Genomic DNA, 20,353 nt, shown 5'->3' with positions numbered 1-20,353 from the left:
CGCCTCCCAGAAATCATTTCGCTGGATTGATCCAGCCGTTCGGTGGCCCGAATCCAGCCATGGCTTCGGCCGGCCCCCACGTCTTTGGCGCGTAGACAGGCGGTGGCGTGGTGTCGCCGAGCACCGGACCGACGATGCGCCAGGCGAGTTCGCTGGCGTCCTGGCGGGTGAACAGCTGGCCGTTGCCGTTCATGGCGTCGCCGATCAACCGCTCGTAAGGCGGCATGTCGCCCTTGCTGTCGTCCAACGCGGTGAGCTCGACCTGTTCGCCGACCATGTCGTCGCCGGGTGCCTTGCGCCGGGCTCCGATCGAGATCGCCACTTGCGGATCGATGCGGAAGCGCACGTGATTGCATTCGCCGGGTTTGATCGGATCGAAGACGTCGAGCGGCGGCCGCTTCAGCCGCACGATGACCTCGGTGGCGTGCACCGGCAGGGATTTGCCGGCGCGGATGAAGAACGGCACATCCTGCCAGCGCCAGGTATCGACGAAAAAGCGCACCGCCGCGAAGGTCTCGACCGGCGAGTTCGGCGCGACGCCCGGCTCGTTGAGATAGCCGTCGAACTGGCCGCGCACGACATCGTCCCTGGTCAGCGTCCGGATCGCCCGCAGCACCTGGACCTTCTCGTCGATGAGATCGTCGGCCGAACGGCCGACCGGCGGCTCCATGGCGAGCAGCAAGAGGATATTGAGCAGATGGTTTTCGATGACGTCGCGGATGCAGCCGACCTCGTCGTAGAAGCGGCCGCGCCCCTCGACACCGAAATCCTCGGCCATGGTGATCTGCACGCTCTCGACGTAATTGCGGTTCCAGATCGGCTCGAGGAAGGAATTGGCGAAGCGGAAATAGAGCAGGTTCTGGATCGCCTCCTTGCCGAGATAATGGTCGATGCGGAAGATCGACTTTTCGTCGAAGACCAGATGCAGCACCCGGTTCAGCCAGCGCGCCGATTGCAGATCGTGGCCGAACGGCTTTTCCACCATCAGGCGCGCGCCCTGGGCGGCGCCCGACTGCTCCAGCCCCTGGACGACGACCTCGAACATGGCTGGCGGCACCGCCAGATAGTGCAGCGGCCGCTCAGCGCTGCCCAGCGCGGTCTTCAGCTTCTCGAAGGTCGCAGGCGCCCGGTAGTCGCCGCTGACATAGCGAAGCAGCGAGGCAAGCCTGGCGAAGATCTTCTCGTCGATGCTGCCGATGGCATTGACGATACCGTCGCGGGCGCGCGCCTGCAGCTTGGCGAGGTCCCAGGGATCGAAGGCGACGCCGATCACCGGCTCGTTCAGCGTTCCCTTGGCCACCATGGCGTAGAGGGCGGGAAAGATCTTCTTGTGGGCGAGATCGCCGGTGGCGCCGAAAAGCACCAGCGTGTCGGACCGTTCCTGGCTCATGGGCGTGCCTCCCTGTCGCCCGTCACGAGCCGGCCTTCGGTTTTTCGACATGACCGCCAAAGGCATAACGCATGGCGGACAGAAGCTTGTCGGCAAATTCGGACTCGCCTTGCGAGGAGAACCTGTCGAACAGCGCCGACGACAGCACCGGCGCCGGTACGCCGGTGTCGATCGCCGCCTTCAGCGTCCAGCGGCCTTCGCCGGAATCCGATACCCGTCCGCCGAACTGCGTCAGCGCCGAATCGGCCTTCAACACGCCTGCCGTCAGGTCGAGCAGCCACGAGCCGATGACGCTGCCATGCCGCCACACCTCGGCCACTTCGGCGATGTCGATGTCGAACTGGTAATATTGCGGGTTTTCCAGCGGGCTGGTTTCCGCGTCGGCGGTGCGCTGCCGTTTGCCGGCATTCGCCGACTTCAGGATGTTCATGCCCTCGGCATAGGCGGCCATGACACCATATTCGATGCCGTTATGGACCATCTTGACGAAATGGCCGGCGCCGCTCGGCCCGCAATGCAGATAGCCGAAGGGAGCGGTTCCGGCGTCCTTGCCAGGGGCGGGCGAAGCGGCGTCGGCGCCGGGCGCCAGCGTGGCGAAGATCGGATCGAGATGCTGGACCGCGCTGTCAGGGCCGCCGATCATCAGGCAGTAGCCGCGCTCGAGGCCCCAGACGCCGCCGCTGGTGCCGACATCGACATAGCTCAAGCCTTTCAAGGCCAGGCGCGCGGCGTGGTCGACGGCCTCATGATAATAGGAGTTGCCGCCGTCGATGATGATGTCGCCCGGCTCCATCAGGGCGGCCACCTGGTCGACGATCCGGCCGGTGATCGCCGCCGGCAGCATCAGCCAGGCGCTGCGCGGCTTCGTCAGCTTGCCGACGAAGTCCTCCATCGAGGCGGCTCCGACCGCGCCGGCGCTCACAAGCGCCGCGACGCTCGCCGGGTTGATGTCGTAGACGACGCATTCGTGGCCATCGCGCAGCAGGCGCCGAACCATGTTGGCGCCCATCCTGCCCAGTCCCATCATTCCTATCTGCATGGTCTCGTCCTGCCTTACTTGAGGGATCGATGATCTAGTGGCTGTGACGCATCGTCGATACCAACGGAAAAGTCGACATTCTCCCAACGGCCGGCATCGGACCAGAAGAATGTGAAGACAATGCTATTGCCCGGAGCGGCGTCGGCAACCGGCAACTCCGCGAAATGGATGCCGAAAAGGTTCGCGGCGGTCCCGGTGTCATGGACGGTAGCCCAATTGTCGCTGCTCCAATGAACCACCGCCCGGGCCAGAACTTCGATGCGCAGCGCCTTGCCTGCCGGGATGGTACGGATCTTGTGGTTGAAGCGCCATGCCCTGAGGCGCGACACCGTTCTGCCCTCGATATAGCGCTTGACGCCTTGTGGCGGCATGTCGAAGACGGCGCTGTCGCGGAGCGAACGTAATAGTTTGATGTGCTCGGAATGCGCCCAAACCAGCGGCTTGGCGCTGCCGGAGGGGCCGCCATGCCGCAATTCGCGCTCCGGCATGTCTGGACCATCCCAGACTTGCTCCGGCAGCAGGCCGCCCGGCCCGGCGGAGCCCTCAAACGTCGCGAGCAGGCTTGCCACTTTGTCCTTGCGCCCCGCCGCCAGCTCGTAATGCGCGCGCTCGCCGACCAGCAGCGGCCAGGGCCGGCCCTGGCCGGTTCCATCGAAGGGCGCGCCGTCCGCATGCTCACCATAGCCGTCGCCGTTGTAGCGGTACCAGAGCGGCCCCTGCGGCAGCTCGCAACGCAATTGCGCGTCGATCACCTTGACCGTGTCGAGGATGCGCGGATCGTCGGCGGCTCTCAGGCCGAAGCGGACCAGGGCCAGGGCATCCGGGCTGACGATCGCCTTGGCCGGCCGGTCCGTATCGGCCGGCGGGCGGTTCTTGATCGGGACGTAGCCGTCTTTCGGCGATGCCGCGCCGGCTTTGTCGGGCGGCGCAATGCGGACATAGTAGCCCTCGACGCCGGCTTCATCGCCCGAGGAGCTACCGGCGACGTAGGTCCAGCGCTCGATCTGATCGTTCCAGACATCGGCGGTTTCGCGCAGGTAGTTTGCCGGCTCTGTTTTGCCGGCGGCATCGAACATGTCCGCAGCCGCAAGCAATGCGGCGATCTCGACGGCAAGCGTGAACGGGCTGTAGCCGGCGTCCTCTTCCCAGCGGTCTTCGCCGGTGACGGGGCCGTTGCGCACGACGTAGGAGGCCGCGCGCTCGATCATCGGCATGAAGGAGGAGAGTACCGCAGGCGGCAAATGCCCGGCGCGGCGCAGCGCGTCGGCGAGCAGCAGCGGAAAGGCGCATTCGTCCATCTGGATGCCCGGCCAATAGGCCGAACCGTCGAGCCAGGCGTTCTGCGGCCAATGCCCGTCCGGCTGCTGGATCGAGCGCAGATAGCCAAGGATGCGCAAGGCTTCCGCCGGGTCGCCGGCGGCGAGGAAACCGCCGGCGGTTTCGACCAGATCGCGCGGCCAGACCAGGTGATAGCCGCCCAGATCGTCGTCGCCCTTGTTGAAGCCCCACGGGATCGACAGGCTGGCGACGGCTGCTCCGGTCGACGAGCGGTGTGCCGCCAGCACCGCAGTGCTGATGCGGTAGGGATTGAGGCCGAACGCCGCTTGCCGGTCCAGCGGCAGCAAACCGGCCTGCCATTGGCGCCATTTTTGACCATAGGATCTGACCGCGGGCTCAAAACCTTGCCTCAGGCTGGCGAAAGCGGTTTCCGCCGCCTGTTGCGGTGTCGTGCCGAAGCCGAGCGCCAGCAATATTTTTGGATTCGCGGCCGAAAAGCCGATCTCGCCGGTCAGCGCGACATTGCCATCCTCGGCCCTGCGGCAGGCCGGATCGAGCCGGCCGCCTTGACGAAGCTGCTGCCAGCCGTCGGAGGCGCCGACATAGCCGGCCGAGCACGCCTTCCACGGCAGCGACGAGGCGAGCGCCAGGCAGACACCGCGTCCCGATGCAAACAGGACAGGCTGTCCTTCATGGCCGTCGATCCAGGCGGTGTTGCCCATGCCGGCGTTGACGAGGTGCGGCGCCAGCAGCGCGTAGACGCGGTAACCGGCGGCCGCGCCTTTGAGCGGCGTGAAAATGATCTCTTGCAGCACGACGGGACGTTCCGGATCCGTAATGATCCGCTTTTGGATCCGATAGCTTCCATCGGCCGCGGTGTTGACCAGCCGATAGGCAGGCACCCCGTCCTCGAGCGGTTCGATGCTGTGCTCGGCGTCGCGCTTTTCTTCCGAGAAATAGCCATCGGGTCCGGTGACGATCAGCCCCAGATCGCGGGTGCAGGCGCTGTCGAGGCGGGGATAGTAGATCTCGTTGAGAATACCGTGACTGATGGTGAACCAGATCGGGCAGGCCGGCGAGAGCGCAGTGCCGACGCCGCTCTTGGCGCTCGAGGTCCAGCGCGCCGGAATGCCGGGTGCACCCGGGGCAAGGTTCGCTGCCATTCAATCGGTCTCCAGTGCCATCCCTAGACCAGGAGCCGAACCGTTTTCAATGATTGCACCGCAAGTTGATCGCCGGCCATGGATTGCTGTTGACAGCTTGTCGCCCATCTGCATTTGTCTGATAATATATAAAAAACAGCATTGTGAGCGATCAACCATCAGCCACCAGCCAGCCATTAGCCACCAGTAAGACAGCAACTCACGGGAGGAGTATGACATGAAGAAAATATTCGTTTTGGGCGCCCTTGCGGCGATGCTCGCCTCGGGCACCGCGCTTGCCGACACCAGCGGCAAGAAAATCGCCTTCTCTAACAATTACGCCGGCAATTCCTGGCGGCAGGCGATGCTGGACAGCTACGCCATCGTCACCAAGAAGGCGGTTGCCGACAAGGTGGTCGGCGCCGCGGACGTCTTCACGACGGCCGACAAGGAAGTGCCGACGCAAGCAGCGCAAGTGCAGAACCTGATCCTGCAGGGCTATGACGCGATCGTCATCAACGCGGCGTCTCCGGATGCGCTCAACGGCGCCATCAAGCAGGCCTGCGACGCCGGCATCGTCGTCGTCTCCTTCGACGGCATCGTCACCGAACCCTGCGCCTACCGCGTCGTCGTCGACTTCAAGGACATGGGCAAGCAGGAAGTCGAACAGATGGCCAAGTTCCAGCCCAAGGGCGGCAATCTCCTGGAAATCCGCGGTCTCGCCGGCACTTCGATCGACGACGCCATCCACGCCGGCATCCTCGAGGGTGTCGCTGCCCATCCCGAGTTCAAGATCGTCGGCTCGGTGACCGGCGACTGGGACCAGACAACGGCACAGAAAGCGGTCGCAACGATCCTGCCGTCGCTGCCGGATGTTGTCGGTGTCGTCGACCAGGGTGGTGACGGCTACGGCGCGGCGCAGGCCTTCGCCGCCGCCGGCAAGCCGCGCCCGACCATCATCATGGGCAATCGCCAGGACGAATTGCAGTGGTGGAAGGAGCAGAAGGAAAAAGACGGTTACCAGACCTGGTCGGCATCGATCGCACCGGGCGTATCGACGCTTGCCTTCTGGGTGGCGCAGCAGGTGCTCGACGGCCGCACCGACGTGCCGCACGACCTGCTGGTTCCCTATCTTGCCTTCACACAGGATGATTTCGAGGCCGCGCTGCCGAAGATTCCGAAGGGCGGTGTCGCCAGCCACGAATACACGCAGGAAGACGCCATCGCCGCGATCAAGGCCAACATCAAGTGAGCATGGCACTATTGTTGCCGCCACGGATAACCGGGTATCGTTGAGGGATGCCCGAGGCCAATGCAGACATCATCATGCCGGACGGCGCCGAAAAGCTTTTCGGCGCCGTCAGTTTGGACATCATAAGACTGGACGGAGCCGAAAAACATTTCGGCGCCGTCAAGGCGCTCGCCGGTGTCGATTTCAGCGTTCGTGCCGGAGAATGCGTCGGTCTCGTCGGCCATAACGGCGCCGGAAAATCGACGCTCATGCATATGGTGGCAGGCACGCTTGCCCCCGACACCGGGCAGATCGCGGTCCGCGGCGGTGTCGAGGCAAGTTATTCGGTGCCGCGCGCACAGCAGCTCGGCATCCGTTGTGTTTTCCAGGAACTGTCGCTCTGCCCGAACCTCAGCGTCGCCGAGAACACGCGGATCAACCACGCGTCGCTTAATGGCTTCGGCTGGCGGCGCAAGGCGGCCGATCTGATCGCCGCCAAGCTCGACGAGATATTCCCCGGCCACAGCATCTCGGCATCCGACATCGTCGGTGATCTTTCCATCACCAGCCGGCAAATGGTGGAGGTGGCGCGCGCCTTCACGGTCACGCAGGAGCCGCTCGAACTGGTCATCCTCGACGAGCCGACATCCTCGCTCGATGCGCATACCGCCGGCCAGCTGCTGGCGTTCGTGCGCCGCTTCGTAGCCGCCGGCAAGAGCTGCATCCTGATCTCGCATGTGCTCGGCGAAGTGCTCGGAAATGCCGACCGCATCGTCGTGATGCGCGACGGCAAGGTCGTCGCCGCCGGGCAGGCCGATCAATTCGACCGCGACAGGCTGGTGACGGCGATGGGCGGAGCTGCGGCACGCGAGAAGGCCGCCGCAGAGATTGCCAGCGGCAAGCCGGAGCCCGGTCCGCTGCGGGTCCGGGCGCGGCCGGCGCGACAGCAGGACGGCAACGAGCTCGTCGCCCGTGCTGGTGAGATCATTGGCCTTGCCGGGCTTGCCGGGCATGGGCAGACCGATCTTTTGCTGGCGATCTTTGCTGCGGCTTCCCGCGCCAGGACCGGCATCGAGGTCACCGCGCCGGTTGCGCTGGTTGCCGGCGACCGCCAGTCGGACGGGATTTTTCCGCAATGGTCGATCGCCGAGAACATCGGCATCCGTTCGCTGGCGCGATTGCGCAACGGCCTCTTGATCTCGCCGCAGCGGGAAGCCGAGCTCGCCGAGCTGTGGCAGCGGAAAATCGGCATCCGCACGCCCGACATGAACAACAACATCTTCTCGCTGTCCGGCGGCAACCAGCAGAAGGCGCTGTTCGCGCGGGCGCTCGGCTCCGACGCCAAGATCGTGCTGATGGACGATCCGATGCGCGGCGTCGACATCGGAACCAAGCTCGAAGTCTACGACCTGGTGCGCGAGGAGGCTCGCCATGGCCGCACTTTCCTCTGGTACACCACCGAAACCGAAGAGCTCGACAATTGCGACCATATCTATGTGTTCAAGAACGGCCGGATTGTCGCCAACCTTCGTCGCGACGAACTGACGGAGGAAAAAATCATCCAGTCGTCGTTCGGCGAGGCGGCCTGAGATGACAGCGGCATCTGTCGAGAATGGGCTAAAATCTTCGGCTCGCGCCACGAGGCGGGCGCGTATGCTGCGCAGCCTGCTGCCGGCACTGTCGCTGGCGCTGGTGCTCATCGCCATCGCCTGGCTCAACCCGCGCGCCATCAGCTATTTCGGCTTCAGCCTGATGCTCAATCTGGCGATCCCGATCGCTCTGGCGACGATCGCGCAAATGTTCGTCATCGCCGGCAACGAGCTCGATCTGTCGATCGGCACCTTTGTCGGCTTCGTCGGCTGTGTGACGGCGACGTGGCTGAAGGACGCGCCGCTGCTCGGCGTCGTCATCCTGCTCGGGTCGATCGGCGTCTACGCGCTGCTCGGCGCGCTGATCCATCTGCGCAACCTGCCCTCTATCGTGGTGACGCTCGGCATGAGTTTCGTCTGGCAGGGCATGGCCATCCTCATCCTGCCCAAGCCCGGCGGCAAGGCGCCGGACTGGCTGCTGGCGCTGATGGCCTTCAAGCCACCCTTCATTCCGTTCCCGATCGTCGCGGCATTGCTGATCGCGGCCGTCGTCCACTTTGGCCTGATGCGCACCTCCTACGGCGTCATCCTGCGTGGATCGGGCGGCAATTCAGCCGCACTCAAGCGCGCCGGCTGGTCGCTGCTGCGCACCAAGATCGCACTGTTTGCGCTGACCGGTCTGTTCGGCGTTTTGTCCGGCATGGCGCTGATCGGCATCACCACCTCGGCCGATGCCAATATCGGCAATGGCTACACGCTGCTTTCGATCGCCGGCGTCATCCTCGGCGGCGGCGAGTTCGTCGGCGGCCGGGTGTCGCCGATCGGCGCCGTCATCGGCGCGCTGACGCTGGCGCTGGCGGCATCGCCGCTCTTGACCTTCATGCACATTCCGCCCGACTGGCAGGTCGCCGCCAATGGCGCCATCCTGATCATCGTGCTGGCGGCGCGGGTGCTGATCAGCCGCAGGGAGAGGTGAGCATGGCTTCGCTGCGGACCCTGCTCGCCAGACCCTGGATCTGGTCATTCTTCGGGGCGCTGCTGGTGTGGCTGGCGACCATCGCCTTCACCGGCGGCTATGGCGGCGGCGGCATGATCACGGCGGCGCTGTCGCTCGCGGTCTTCACCGTCATTGTTGGCGTCGGCCAGATGTTCGTCATCACGCTCGGGCCGGGCAATGTCGACCTGTCGCTGCCGGCCAACATCGGCCTTGCCAGCGCCGTCGCCATGAAGGTCATGGACGGCAACGATGCGATGATCGCGGTCGGGCTGCTGGCCGCGCTTGCCTGCGGCATGGCGATCGGCGCCGTCAACTATCTGCTGATCTGGGCGCTGCGCATTCCACCGATCATCGCGACGCTGTCGGCCAGTTTCGTTATCCAGTCGGTCGATATCAGCTATGGGCGCGGCCTGCAGATCAAGCCGCCGCCGGGCTTTGCCGACTTCACCAACTGGCAGGTGTTCGGCATCCCGGTGCTGGCGATCCTCACCGTGCTGTTCACCATCGGCGCCGGCATCGTTTTGCAGCGCATGATCTACGGACGCTCGGTGCTGGCGATCGGCCAGAACATCCGCGCCGCCTGGCTGGCCGGCGTCAATGTCGGCCGCACCCGCTTCCTCACCTACACGCTGTCGGGCGCGCTCGGCGGCCTCGACGGCGCACTGCTCGCCGGCTATTTCCGCGGCGCCAATGTCGATATCGGCAATGAGTATCTGCTGGCCTCAATCGCGGTCGTCGTCATCGGCGGCACGTCGGTGGCTGGCGGCAAGGCCAATGTGCCGGGGGTCTGGGGCGCGGCGCTGTTTCTCGTGCTGCTGTTGACCATGCTCAACACATTCGGCGTCAGCGTCGGCGTCCGCCTGGTGCTGACAGGGCTGATCATCGTCGGCGTCATCACCGCCGCCGGTGGGCAGAAGGCGCTGCGCTAAGGCGAGGCACCCGGCGGCGAGGGGATAACGATCCGGCCCGCAAAACACGTGGTTCCCATCCGCATGCCAGCGCTGTAAATCCCGTCGCGCTATTGGCCAACATCGTTGTATGAGGTTTGCGTGTCCGATTTCGTCAGCACCACAAGGCATGGCAACGTCGCGGTGGTGATCATCGACAATCCGCCGGTCAACGCACTGAGCTTCCATGTGCGCGAGCCGTTGATGCGGGCGCTCGTTTCCCTGCGGGACGAGCCGTCGGTCGGAGCAATCGTGATCGCCTGCGCCGGGCGGACCTTCGTTGCAGGCGCCGACATCACCGAGTTCGGCAGACCGGCGCAGCAGCCGGAATTGCGCGCTATTGTCGCCGTGCTGGAAACTATCACCAAGCCGACGGTCGCAGCCATTCACGGCACTGCGCTCGGCGGCGGCCTGGAACTGGCGCTCGGCTGCCATTTCCGTGTTGCCGACCGAACGGCAAGGCTCGGCCTGCCGGAAGTTAAGCTCGGCCTGCTGCCGGGCGGCGGCGGCACGGTTCGTCTACCGCGCCTGGTTGGTCCGCTAAAGGCACTCAGCATGATCGTTTCGGGAACGCCGATCGGTGCTGCCGAGGCGCTCGCCGACGGCCTGGTGGATGCCGTCTTCGATGGCGACCTGATCGCGAAAGCGGTGAGTTTCGCCAGCGAAACGGCCGCGAAAGGCGGTCCGTTCACGCCCGCGCGCGACCGCAATGATCGCCTCGACCAGGCCGACTTGCCGACTTTCGACAAGCGGGCGGCAGCGTTTTCCAAAAAAGCACGCGGCCTCGAGGCGCCGATCGCCTGTGCGCAGTCGGTCCGCAACGCCCTGACGCTGCCCTTCGACGAAGCGCTGGCGGCGGAGCGCGACCTGTTCCTCAAGCTTGTCGCCGGTGACCAGTCACGCGCGCAGCGGCATCTGTTCTTCGCGGAACGTGAGGCGGCAAAGATTACCGGCAAGGATGTCGTTAGGCGCAAGATCGCCCGGGTCGGCGTCATCGGCGCCGGCACCATGGGCGGCGGCATCGCCATGGCCTTCGCCAATGGCGGTCTTCCCGTGACCTTGCTGGAGACGACGCAGGAAGCATTGCAACGCGGACTGACGACGGTAGCCAAGAATTATGCCGTTTCCGTTATCCGCGGATCGCTGAGCGAAGACGCCAAGCGCGAGCGGCTGGATTTGTTCAGGGGCAGCACCGACTATGCCGACCTCGCCGATTGCGACCTGATCGTCGAAGCCGTGTTCGAGGAGATGGCGGTCAAGAAGGATGTCTTCGGCAGGCTCGATGCGGTGGCCAAACCGGGCGCGATCCTCGCCACCAATACCTCCTATCTCGACGTCAACGAGATCGCCGGTTCGACGTCGCGGCCGCAAGATCTCCTCGGCATGCATTTCTTTTCGCCGGCTAACGTCATGAAGCTTTTGGAAATCGTCCGCGCCGACAAGACCTCGCCCGACGTGCTGGCGACCATCGTCGATCTGGCACGGCGGATCGGCAAGGTGCCGGTCGTCGTTGGCGTCTGCCACGGCTTCGTCGGCAACCGCATGCTGGCGGCGCGCGGTGCGGAACTGGAGACGCTTCTACTGGAAGGCGCCATGCCGAGCCAGGTCGACCAGGTGTTCACCGATTTCGGCTGGCCGATGGGGCCGTTCGAGATGAGCGATCTCGCCGGCCTCGACATAGGCTGGCGCAACCGCAAGGCGCGCGGCCGGACGGCCGTGATCGCCGATGCGTTGTGCGAACAGGGACATTTCGGCCAGAAGACCGGCAGCGGCTTCTATCGTTATGAGAACGGTTCGCGCACGCCGCTGCCCGATCCCGAGGTCGAGACGCTGATCCGCAACAAGGCTGCCGAACGCGGCATCGCACCGCGGCCAATCGGCGCCGAGGAGATCATCGAGCGGACGCTCTATCCGATGATCAACGAGGGCGCCAAAATCCTCGAGGAAAAGATTGCCGCCCGGGCGTCCGATATCGACCTTGTCTGGGTCAACGGCTACGGCTTCCCGGTCGGCAAGGGCGGGCCGATGTTCTGGGCGAGCCTCGAAGGCGTGGACAAGATCATCCAGCGGCTGGATCACTGGCACCGGCGGACCGGCAAGGACGTCTTTCGAGTGGCACCCCGGCTCAGACAGATGGCCGAAACCGGTTCCTGGGACGGCGGCTAGTATCAACGCCGGCCAGGCGCTGGTGATCGACGGGGGTGAAAGCATCGGCTGATCCGCCGCTCCCGGCGGGCGGCAGCTGAAATTGTCTTTGGCCGAACGGCCGGCGGCAAGATGTGCTTTCGTCTCAAGGAAAATGCGGCCAACATGGCTGGGCCGGGAGCAGAAATCGTCAGTGCAAGAGAGAGGCTAATGGCCGAGGCCTATATCTGCGACTACATCCGCACGCCGATCGGACGCTTCGGCGGTTCGCTGTCGGCGGTGCGTGCCGACGATCTCGGCGCTATCCCTTTGAAGGCGCTGGTCGAGCGTAATTCGGGCATCGACTGGACCGCCATCGACGATGTCGTCTATGGCTGCGCCAACCAGGCCGGCGAGGACAATCGTAATGTGGCGCGGATGTCCCTGCTGCTGGCCGGCCTGCCCAAGGAGGTTTCCGGCTCGACCGTCAATCGCCTCTGCGGTTCGGGCATGGATGCGGTGATGATTGCTGCCCGCGCCATCAAAGCCGGCGAGGCGGAGCTGATAGTATCAGGCGGCGTCGAATCGATGAGCCGTGCTCCGTTTGTCATGCCGAAGGCGGAGACCGCCTTTTCGCGCAATGCCGAGATTTACGACACCACGATCGGCTGGCGCTTCATCAATCCGCTGATGAAGAAGCAATACGGCGTCGATTCGATGCCGGAGACCGGCGAGAACGTGGCGGAAGAGTTCGCTGTCTCCCGCGCAGACCAGGATGCGTTTGCCGTGCGCAGCCAGGACAAGGCCGTAGCCGCGCAAGCCAATGGTCGGCTGGCGAAGGAAATTACGCCGGTGACGATCGCGCAGCGCAAGGGCGATCCGGTCGTTGTCGACAGAGATGAGCATCCGCGCGGGGGCACGTCGATCGAAGCGTTGGCCAAGTTGCCGACGCCGTTCCGGCAAGGCGGCACGGTTACCGCCGGCAATGCGTCGGGCGTTAACGATGGTGCCGCAGCGCTGATCGTCGCCTCGGAGACCGCCGTGAAAAGATACGGGTTGACGCCGATCGCCCGTATTCTCGGCGGTGCCACCGCCGGCGTGGCGCCGCGCATCATGGGCATTGGCCCGGTGCCGGCCACGCAAAAGCTATGCGCCCGGCTCGGCCTGAAGCCGCGACAATTCGATGTCATCGAGGTCAACGAGGCCTTTGCCTCGCAAGGCATTGCCGTGCTGCGCCAACTCGGCATTGCCGAGGATGCGGAGCACGTCAACCCCAATGGCGGCGCCATCGCGCTCGGCCATCCGCTCGGCATGTCCGGCGCGCGCATCACGGGCACGGCGGCGCTGGAGCTGCGCGAACGCGGCGGCCGCTACGGCCTCGCGACCATGTGCATCGGGGTCGGCCAGGGGATCGCGGTGGCGCTCGAGAGATTGTGAGCAAGCAGCTCCGGTCGTTCTAAAGCTGCGATTACACGAACGTTTACAGCAGTTCCGCCCGGCCAAATTTGACCATGTGGACAAAAGCCGGGCACCGTTCCATAGTTCCTCCGCCGATATTCCAGAGAAGAGAGCCGGCTCGACACGGCGCCAATCAGAGGGGCATGCAATGGACAACGGGAAGAGCAGAATCCAATCGAAACGCGAAGGGCTTTCGCGACGCAACGTGCTGGAGCTGGGCGCGCTCGGCCTGGCGGCGGCGATGCTGCCGGACAGCGCCTTCGCCAAGACCAAGAAGCTGAAAGTGGCGGCGATCTTCGCCACGCCGATCGAGGAGCCGTGGGACAACCAGATCCATGTCGCCCTGCAGAAGGCCGAGAAGGAACTCGGCATCGAATACAAATGGTCGGAGAAGGTGCAGACCGCCGATTTCAGCCGTGTCATGCGCGAATATGCGCAGGGCGGCTATGAGCTGGTGCTGGGCGATGCCTTCGCCGCCGAGCGCGAATCGCGCAGGACCGCCAAGCAATTCCCGAAGACCGCCTTCCTGTTCGGCTCCGGCGCAGGGCCGGCCGAGCCGAATTTCGGGGTTTTCGACAACTGGATCCACGAGCCGGCCTATCTGTCCGGCATGATTGCCGGAAAAATGTCGAAATCGGGCACGATTGGCGCCGTCGCGGCGATGGGCATTCCGGAAGTGAACCGGCTGGTCAACGCCTTCTTTGCCGGTGCCAAGGAGGTCAATCCCAACATCAAGAAGAAGGTCGCCTTCATCGGCTCGTTCTTCGATCCGCCGAAGGCAAAGGAAGCTGCTGTCGCCCAGATCGACGCCGGCGTCGACGTCATCTATGCCGAGCGCTTTGGCGTCATCGAAGCGGCGGTCGAGAAGAAGATCCTCGCTATCTCCAACATGTCGGACCAATCGAGCCTCGGCCCCGACACGGTGATCACCGGGCCGGTCTGGGACATGTATCCGACGGTTGAGCAGGCAATCAAGCTGGTCAAGGCCGGCGTCTTTACGGCGCAGGATTACGGTGATTTCTCGCGCATGGCCAAGGGCGGCTCCTACCTCGCGCCCTATCACAAGTTCGACAAGACGCTGCCGACCGAGGTCAAGGACTTGGTCGAAAAGAAGAAGGCCGAAATCCTCGACGGCAATTTCCGTGTCGATGTCGATGAGAATACGCCGGTCTCGGACTGAGCGGCGCATCCCTCCCTCGAGGGGAGGGTGGCCCGCAGGGCCGGGTGGGGTTCTCGGCGACGCGCTCCATCTTTTTCGGTCTAAACGTCGAGGCGGTTGAGACGACCCCTCCCGCCTCGCTTCGCTCGGCACCCTCCCCTCAAGGTGGAGGGATATCGGCGTCAACGCCACCAGGATCCCGCCTTGTCAACGCCTGCCCCTCTCATCGAAATGCGCGGCATCTCCAAGAGCTTTGGCGCCGTCAAGGCGAACGAAGCCGTCGATCTCAGCGTCGCGCCGGGTGAAATCCTCGGGCTGCTCGGCGAAAACGGCGCCGGCAAGACGACGCTGATGAATGTGCTGTTCGGCGCCTATGCGCCCGATGCCGGCGAGATCCTGGTGCAGGGCCGGCCGCTGGCGATCAACAGCTCGGCCGATGCGCTGGCCGCTGGCATCGGCATGGTGCACCAGCATTTTCATCTCGCGCCGCGGCTTTCGGTGCTGGAGAACCTCTTGATCGGCATTCCCGGCAGATCGGGCCGAATCGACCGCGCCGGCGGGGTGGCGCGGCTCGCCGAGATCGGCCGCCAGCACGGGCTGACGCTCGACCCAGACCTCCCCGTCTCGGCGCTGTCGGTCGGCGAGCAACAGCGGCTCGAAATCGTCAAGGCGCTGTTTCGCGGCGCAAGGCTGCTGATCCTCGACGAGCCGACGGCGGTGCTGGCGCCGACAGAGATCGACGGACTGTTTTCGGCGCTTCGCTCGATGGCGGCACAAGGGCTCGGCATCATCTTCATTTCGCACAAGCTCAACGAGGTGCGGGCGCTGACGCATCGCTGCGTCGTGCTCAGGCATGGGCGCGTTGCCGGTCGCGTCGATGCGCCGGCCAGCACGACGTCTTCGGAGATGGCGCGGCTGATGTGCGGCCACGAGATCGTGCCTCCGGCCAGAGGACCGTCGATGCCCGGTGCGGCCGTGCTGACCCTCGACGGTATCTCGACATCGCATCATTCCGGCATGGCGCTGCGCGATGTTTCGCTGTCGGTTCGTGGCGGCGAGATCCTTGGCATCGCCGGCGTCTCCGGCAATGGCCAGCGCGCGCTTGCCGAAGTCATCTCCGGCGTGCGTGCGCCCGATGCCGGGAAGATGACCATAGCCGGCAAAGCGGTTTCGCGGTTCTCGCCGAGCACAGTCCAGGCGCTCGGCCTCGGCCGCATCCCGGAAGACCGCATGACGACAGGGCTGGTCACCAATCTGCCGCTTGCCGATTCCATGGTGCTGCCGCGCATCGGCACGGCGGCGTTCAGCCGCAACGGCCTGCTCAAGCCGGATGCGATCCGCGCCTTCGCCGAGGCGCAGATCAAGGCCTACGACATACGTTGCCCCGGCCCGATGACGCGCGCCGGGGCGCTTTCCGGCGGCAATCTGCAAAAGGCGCTTCTGGCGCGCGAACTCGCCTTCGATCCGAAGGTGCTGATCGTTTCGCAGCCGACTCGCGGCCTCGACATCGGCGCCGCGCGCTTCATCCACGAAAAATTCCTCGACATGCGCGCCAAGGGCTGCGGCATCATCGTCATTGGCGAGGACCTGGAAGAGTTGCTGATGCTCTCGGATCGTATCGCGGTGATGTATGAGGGCCGCATCGTCGGCACGCTCGACAGTGCCGACGCCAGCGTCGCCAGACTCGGGTTGATGATGACCGGAGCGGAGGCGTGATGTTCCGTCTCGAGGCCCGCACCTCAACGCCCGCCTGGTTCAATCTGGCGCTGCCGCTGCTCGCCATCGGGGCGACGCTGATCTTGTGCAGCGGCCTCATCGCACTGGCTGGCGCCGGCGTCGTCGAGGCTTATAGCGTGATGTTTTCGGCGTCGCTGGGCGACAGCTACGCCGTCACCGAAACGCTGGTGCGTGCCACCCCGATGATCTTCACAGGGCTTGCTGTGGCGGTCGCCTTCCGCGCCAAGTTCTGGAACATCGGCGCCGAAGGGCAATTGCTCGCCGGTGCGGTGGCGAGCTGTGCCGTCGGCGCCATCCCGATGCCGGGGCCGCTCGCCATGCTGCTGATGGCGCTGGCGGGTGGGGCCGCCGGCGCTGCCGTCGCGCTGATCCCCGCGACGCTACGGGTGAAATTCAGGGTCGATGACGTGGTCAGCTCGCTGCTGCTCAATTCGGTCATTTTCTACGCGCTGATGGCGCTGATCGAGGGGCCATGGAAGGACAGTTTCAGCGGCTACCCGATCTCGCCCCCGATCGAGGATTCAGCGAATTTCCCGGTACTCATCGAAGGCACGCGGCTGCATCTCGGCGTCGTCGCGGCGCTGGTCGCGGCACCCCTGATCTGGTTCGTGGTCGCGCGTACAACGCTCGGCTTTCGCATCAGGGTCACCGGCGAGAACCCGGAAGCCGCGCGCTATGGCGGCATCAATGTCGAGCGGGTGCTGATTTCGACGGCGCTGCTGTCCGGCGCATTGGCCGGCCTTGCAGGCGTCGGCGAGGTCGGCGGCGTGCATTTCCAGGTGATGAGCGACATCTCGCCGGGCTATGGCTATTCCGGCATCGTCGTCGCCATGCTGGCGAGGCTCAATCCGCTCGGCGTGGTGCCGGCGGCGATCTTCCTTGCCGCCGTCATGACCGGCGCCGAGGCGATGTCGCGGGCGACCGGCGTTCCGGCCTTCCTCAGCGAAGTCATCCAGGGAACTGCGCTGCTCGCCATGCTGGTGGCGCTCCTGTTCACCGCCTATCGCATCCGCCGCGTCGGAGCCGCCAGATGAGCGTGGTGCTGGAGCAAATCTTCCAGGTCGGCTTCCTGGCCGCGATCATCCGCATCGCCACGCCGCTTGCCTTCGCAACGCTGGGCGAAATGTTTTCCGAGCGCGCCGGTGTGCTCAATCTCGGCATCGAAGGCATCATGCTTTTGTCGGCAATGACCGGCTTCACCGCGGCGAGTCTCAGCGGCAGCCTGTGGCTCGGCGTGCTTGCGGCGGTGCTGACCGGGGACTGATGGGTGCCGTGCATGCGCTGTTCACGGTAGCGCTCGGCCTCAGCCAGCATGTCTGCGGTATCGGCGTGACGCTGTTCTCGTCGGGCCTTGCCTATTTCCTCTACCGGCTGATCTTCGGCCAGCAATCGGTGCCACCGAACATCAAGGGGTTCGAGACGCTGCCGATCCCAATCCTGTCCGACGTACCGGTGCTTGGGCCGGCGGTGTTCAACCAGTTTTCGCTGGTCTACATGGCGATGCTGTCTATTCCCCTGGCCGCCTTCGTGCTCTACCGCACGCCATGGGGCCTGTCGGTTCGCATGGTCGGTGAAAACCCGCGGGCCGCCGATTCGGCCGGCGTCAGCGTCATCGCAACGCGCTTCCAGGCGGTGATCCTCGGTGGTGCCTTGATGGGGCTCGCAGGCGCCTTCCTGTCGATGGCGCAGTTCAACGCCTTCACCTTCGGCGTCGTTTCGGGACGCGGCTGGGTGGCGATCGCGCTCGTCGTCTTCGGCCGCTGGGACCCTTGGCGCACGGCAGGCGCCGCACTGCTCTTTGCCTCCGTCGACGCCTTGCAGTTGCGCATGCAGGCGAGCGGGCTTGGCCATATCCCCTACGAGGCGTTCCTGATGCTGCCGTTCATCTTCACCATCGTCGCCATGGCGGTGATGTCGCGCAATGCGGTGGCGCCCTCGGCGCTGCTCAAGCCGTTCCGGCGCGAAGAGCGGTAACGGCGCTTCGCCTTTCACATCGCGGTGAAGCCGTTGTCGACGAACAGATGGGCGCCGTTGACGAAGCCGGCCTCGTCGCTGGCCAGGAACAGGGCTGCCTTCGCCACCTCTTCCGGCTCGCCGATCCGTCCTTGCTGCGCCGCCATTGCCGCGTCGGAGACATCGATGCCGAGTTTGTCGAGATCGGCGACCTCGCGCAGGCCATGCGGTGTCCTGATGAAGCCTGGACAGACCGCGTTGCAGCGGATGTTGCGGTCGCGGAACTCGACGGCAATGGCGCGCGCGAACATATGGCAGGCGCCCTTGGTGGTATCGTAGAGCACCTCCATCGGCGTCGCCGCCACCGCCGAGATCGACGAGGTGCAGACGATGGAACCGCCGCCGGCGGCGATCATGCCGGGTAGCACGGCGCGCGTCATCAGGAACATCGAGCGCACATTGACGGCATGCAGCCATTCCCATTCCTGCAGCGTGGTCTCCAGGAAGGGTTTTATGACGATGGTGCCGGCGTGATTGAACAGAACCGTGACCCGGCCGAATTTTTCCATCACGCCCCTCACCGCCGCTTCGACCTGCGCCTCGTCCGAGACGTCGGCGACCCAGTGCTCGGCGACATGGCCGCGTTGCCTGATTGCTGCTGCGGTAGCGGCGGCAGCTTCGCCGTTGCGGTCGATGATCGCCACCTTGGCGCCCTCGGCCGCGAAAAGCTCCGAGGCCGCACCGCCCATGCCCGTCGCGCCACCCGAAATGATGGCGACCTTGCCGGCCAGTCTTGTGCCCATGGTTTGCTCCTGCTGCCTTGCCGTGACGTCGTGGCTTTCCACTGAAGCAGCGATGCTATCCCTCATCCAATGGCTGGCCAAGGAGCCACGGACACGTGGACCTGCCATTTTCTGCCGTCACCCCGCCTGCCTCAAAAGGCAGCACGCTAAGCAGTAAAAGCACTAATTTGTCCGCCGTTTGGAGAAAATTGTTCTAAGGATCGCGCGAAAATAGCACTCGACAAAGTCTACTGATTTTATAGATTAAGCGCCGAGACGGAGGTCGATATGTCCTATAGCCAGAACACTCAGACTGCCCGCAGAGGTCAAAGGCTGGGTTCCGACCAGGTATGGCGGCCGGCCTACGCCGGCGCTTTCGCCTATCTCGTCTTTGCCCTTGCGTTTGTATTCACCGGGGCAGTGGTCCTCGGGCTGATTCCCTGATTATTGAGGCCTTGATCGTCGAGGCTTCCTCGGGATAGCGGCCTGCCGTTTGCAGAAATTCCGGAGTTGACCGAATGCCGGTGCGCTTCTGCGCGCCCTGATTCCAACGTGATGGAGATGGCAATGCCGATCGAGTTCACGCATGTTCCCGGTAAGATACGCGCTGCCGACGCCAGCTTTTTCTATGACTTTGTCGAGACCGCGACGAAGCTGTCACTGATCGAAGATGCCGGATTCCGGAAGATCGTCATCGACGACGAGGCCGGGCTGCTCACCAATATGGACCTTGCCGCCCAGACGCTGGACCGCACCTCGTCGCTGGAAGTCGTTCTGACGCATTGGGCAGGCGTGATCGAACCAACCGTGGCGGCGCGGCAGCTCGCTGCCCTCGACGCGAGAAGCGGTGGCCGGCTGTCGCTCAGGATGCTCAGCGAGCCGCTGAGCGACGACGATGCCGAGGCACGTCCAGCCAGCCATACGGTGCTCTGGCAACGCATCGACGAATATCTGGTGCTGCTGAAGCGGTTGTGGTCGAACGACAGACCGTTCGACCATGAAGGCGCTTTCTACAGCATCAAAGGCGGCTATGTGCCGCGCAAGGGGCCGCATGGCGCCGACGTAAACATCCGCATGGGCGCACGGTCCGGCACGGCGCTCAGGGTCGCGGGCAGGCATGCGGACGTGTTCGAGCTGGCGCCGGGCCCGCTTGCAGAAATCCGTCAGTCTATGGAGCGTGTACGCAGCGCCGCCGCCGAACACGGCCGGGCCGGCAAGCTGCGTTTCGCGCTTCCCGTCCAAATCCGCTCGGAAGACAAACCGGCCACTTCCTGCCAGAAGGCGGTCGAACTGGCCGGGACGCCGGCGCAGGTCGCGCTGTCGCTGCTTTCCTACGCCGCTTTGGGGATCAAGGAGTTCATGATTGTCGGCGTCGACAGGCCACGCGAGATTGCGACGGCCGGCCGCGAGGCGATCGCGCTGCTGCGCAATTCGCTGGCACGGCGCGAGGCCGATATCCCTCAGCCGGGGGCGTTTGCGTCACGCGCGACACAGGGCGCGAGAGCCGGTTGCTGAAGAGCCGCCGTC

At 64.8% G+C, this 20,353-nt stretch carries 14 protein-coding genes and 2 pseudogenes; 12 read left to right on the top strand and 4 right to left on the bottom strand.

The annotated features are described in order from the left end of the window. Window positions 1-13: 13 nt before the first annotated feature. The 3 genes from zwf to NMG46_RS11630 are packed head-to-tail and all read right to left on the bottom strand — an operon-like array spanning window position 14 to window position 4,870. The gene (gene zwf / locus NMG46_RS11640; protein WP_254817787.1) at window positions 14-1,390 is read right to left on the bottom strand and encodes a glucose-6-phosphate dehydrogenase; all 1,377 of its coding nucleotides are present in this window, start codon (window positions 1,388-1,390) and stop codon (window positions 14-16) included. A gap of 22 nt (window positions 1,391-1,412) precedes the next feature. Beyond that, a complete protein-coding gene (gnd, locus tag NMG46_RS11635) occupies window positions 1,413-2,429 on the bottom strand; it encodes a phosphogluconate dehydrogenase (NAD(+)-dependent, decarboxylating) (protein WP_254817786.1) in 1,017 nt (338 codons plus the stop codon). A 14-nt stretch (window positions 2,430-2,443) separates the two neighbouring features. After that, on the bottom strand, window positions 2,444-4,870 hold the full coding sequence (locus NMG46_RS11630) for a glucan 1,4-alpha-glucosidase (RefSeq protein ID WP_254817785.1): 2,427 nt from the start codon (window positions 4,868-4,870) through the stop codon (window positions 2,444-2,446). 217 nt (window positions 4,871-5,087) lie between these two features. On the opposite strand from NMG46_RS11630, the gene NMG46_RS11625 reads away from it, so the two are divergent. The 10 genes and pseudogenes from NMG46_RS11625 to NMG46_RS11580 all read left to right on the top strand — a co-directional run bounded on the left by NMG46_RS11625 (window position 5,088) and on the right by NMG46_RS11580 (window position 18,065). Continuing rightward, the gene (locus NMG46_RS11625) at window positions 5,088-6,101 is read left to right on the top strand and encodes an ABC transporter substrate-binding protein (RefSeq protein ID WP_254817784.1); all 1,014 of its coding nucleotides are present in this window, start codon (window positions 5,088-5,090) and stop codon (window positions 6,099-6,101) included. Between the two features lie 74 nt (window positions 6,102-6,175). Next, a complete protein-coding gene (locus tag NMG46_RS11620) occupies window positions 6,176-7,669 on the top strand; it encodes a sugar ABC transporter ATP-binding protein (protein ID WP_254818063.1) in 1,494 nt (497 codons plus the stop codon). 1 nt (window position 7,670) lies between these two features. Further along, window positions 7,671-8,645 carry an ABC transporter permease gene (locus NMG46_RS11615; protein WP_254817783.1) on the top strand — a complete coding sequence of 325 codons (975 nt, stop codon included), beginning with the start codon at window positions 7,671-7,673 and terminating at the stop codon, window positions 8,643-8,645. 2 nt (window positions 8,646-8,647) lie between these two features. Further along, window positions 8,648-9,595: an ABC transporter permease gene (locus NMG46_RS11610; protein ID WP_023678189.1), complete on the top strand. Its 948-nt coding sequence runs from the start codon at window positions 8,648-8,650 to the stop codon at window positions 9,593-9,595. Window positions 9,596-9,715: 120 nt separating this feature from the next. Further along, on the top strand, window positions 9,716-11,779 hold the full coding sequence (locus tag NMG46_RS11605; RefSeq protein ID WP_254817782.1) for a 3-hydroxyacyl-CoA dehydrogenase NAD-binding domain-containing protein: 2,064 nt from the start codon (window positions 9,716-9,718) through the stop codon (window positions 11,777-11,779). A 189-nt stretch (window positions 11,780-11,968) separates the two neighbouring features. Further along, window positions 11,969-13,174 (top strand): 3-oxoadipyl-CoA thiolase, encoded by a 1,206-nt coding sequence (gene pcaF / locus NMG46_RS11600; RefSeq protein ID WP_254817781.1) that lies wholly within the window; start codon window positions 11,969-11,971, stop codon window positions 13,172-13,174. Between the two features lie 169 nt (window positions 13,175-13,343). Next, window positions 13,344-14,375 carry a BMP family protein gene (locus NMG46_RS11595; protein ID WP_254817780.1) on the top strand — a complete coding sequence of 344 codons (1,032 nt, stop codon included), beginning with the start codon at window positions 13,344-13,346 and terminating at the stop codon, window positions 14,373-14,375. A 210-nt stretch (window positions 14,376-14,585) separates the two neighbouring features. Beyond that, window positions 14,586-15,836: pseudogene (locus NMG46_RS11590) on the top strand (ABC transporter ATP-binding protein); the annotation flags it as partial. Window positions 15,837-16,069: 233 nt separating this feature from the next. Then, window positions 16,070-17,125 carry an ABC transporter permease gene (locus NMG46_RS11585; RefSeq protein ID WP_254817779.1) on the top strand — a complete coding sequence of 352 codons (1,056 nt, stop codon included), beginning with the start codon at window positions 16,070-16,072 and terminating at the stop codon, window positions 17,123-17,125. Beyond that, window positions 17,122-18,065 (top strand): annotated as a pseudogene (locus tag NMG46_RS11580) (ABC transporter permease). The gene NMG46_RS11585 and the pseudogene NMG46_RS11580 overlap by 4 nt, the downstream one beginning before the upstream one ends. Window positions 18,066-18,079: 14 nt before the next feature. Here NMG46_RS11580 and NMG46_RS11575 read toward each other — a convergent pair. After that, window positions 18,080-18,847, bottom strand: coding sequence for an SDR family NAD(P)-dependent oxidoreductase (locus tag NMG46_RS11575; protein WP_254817778.1), 768 nt, complete (start codon window positions 18,845-18,847; stop codon window positions 18,080-18,082). A gap of 267 nt (window positions 18,848-19,114) precedes the next feature. On the opposite strand from NMG46_RS11575, the gene NMG46_RS11570 reads away from it, so the two are divergent. Together NMG46_RS11570 and NMG46_RS11565 are read left to right on the top strand one after the other, a co-directional pair. Then, window positions 19,115-19,270: a hypothetical protein gene (locus NMG46_RS11570; RefSeq protein WP_254817777.1), complete on the top strand. Its 156-nt coding sequence runs from the start codon at window positions 19,115-19,117 to the stop codon at window positions 19,268-19,270. 123 nt (window positions 19,271-19,393) lie between these two features. Then, on the top strand, window positions 19,394-20,341 hold the full coding sequence (locus NMG46_RS11565; RefSeq protein ID WP_254817776.1) for an LLM class flavin-dependent oxidoreductase: 948 nt from the start codon (window positions 19,394-19,396) through the stop codon (window positions 20,339-20,341). Window positions 20,342-20,353: the final 12 nt, after the last annotated feature.

This window comes from Mesorhizobium sp. LMG 17147 (genome assembly GCF_024297145.1).
In the GTDB taxonomy this organism is placed as follows: domain Bacteria; phylum Pseudomonadota; class Alphaproteobacteria; order Rhizobiales; family Rhizobiaceae; genus Mesorhizobium.
Note: the sequence above shows the minus strand (reverse complement) of the source record. Positions and strands in the feature narration are given on the sequence as shown.

Excerpts from the sequence above, each read along its gene's own strand:
- zwf (WP_254817787.1), bottom strand. The coding sequence starts at position 1,390 with ATGAGCCAGGAACGGTCCGACACGCTGGTGCTTTTCGGCGCCACCGGC.
- gnd (WP_254817786.1), bottom strand. The coding sequence starts at position 2,429 with ATGCAGATAGGAATGATGGGACTGGGCAGGATGGGCGCCAACATGGTT.
- NMG46_RS11630 (WP_254817785.1), bottom strand. The coding sequence starts at position 4,870 with ATGGCAGCGAACCTTGCCCCGGGTGCACCCGGCATTCCGGCGCGCTGG.
- NMG46_RS11625 (WP_254817784.1), top strand. The coding sequence starts at position 5,088 with ATGAAGAAAATATTCGTTTTGGGCGCCCTTGCGGCGATGCTCGCCTCG.
- NMG46_RS11620 (WP_254818063.1), top strand. The coding sequence starts at position 6,176 with ATGCCGGACGGCGCCGAAAAGCTTTTCGGCGCCGTCAGTTTGGACATC.
- NMG46_RS11615 (WP_254817783.1), top strand. The coding sequence starts at position 7,671 with ATGACAGCGGCATCTGTCGAGAATGGGCTAAAATCTTCGGCTCGCGCC.
- NMG46_RS11610 (WP_023678189.1), top strand. The coding sequence starts at position 8,648 with ATGGCTTCGCTGCGGACCCTGCTCGCCAGACCCTGGATCTGGTCATTC.
- pcaF (WP_254817781.1), top strand. The coding sequence starts at position 11,969 with ATGGCCGAGGCCTATATCTGCGACTACATCCGCACGCCGATCGGACGC.
- NMG46_RS11595 (WP_254817780.1), top strand. The coding sequence starts at position 13,344 with ATGGACAACGGGAAGAGCAGAATCCAATCGAAACGCGAAGGGCTTTCG.
- NMG46_RS11585 (WP_254817779.1), top strand. The coding sequence starts at position 16,070 with ATGTTCCGTCTCGAGGCCCGCACCTCAACGCCCGCCTGGTTCAATCTG.
- NMG46_RS11575 (WP_254817778.1), bottom strand. The coding sequence starts at position 18,847 with ATGGGCACAAGACTGGCCGGCAAGGTCGCCATCATTTCGGGTGGCGCG.
- NMG46_RS11570 (WP_254817777.1), top strand. The coding sequence starts at position 19,115 with ATGTCCTATAGCCAGAACACTCAGACTGCCCGCAGAGGTCAAAGGCTG.
- NMG46_RS11565 (WP_254817776.1), top strand. The coding sequence starts at position 19,394 with ATGCCGATCGAGTTCACGCATGTTCCCGGTAAGATACGCGCTGCCGAC.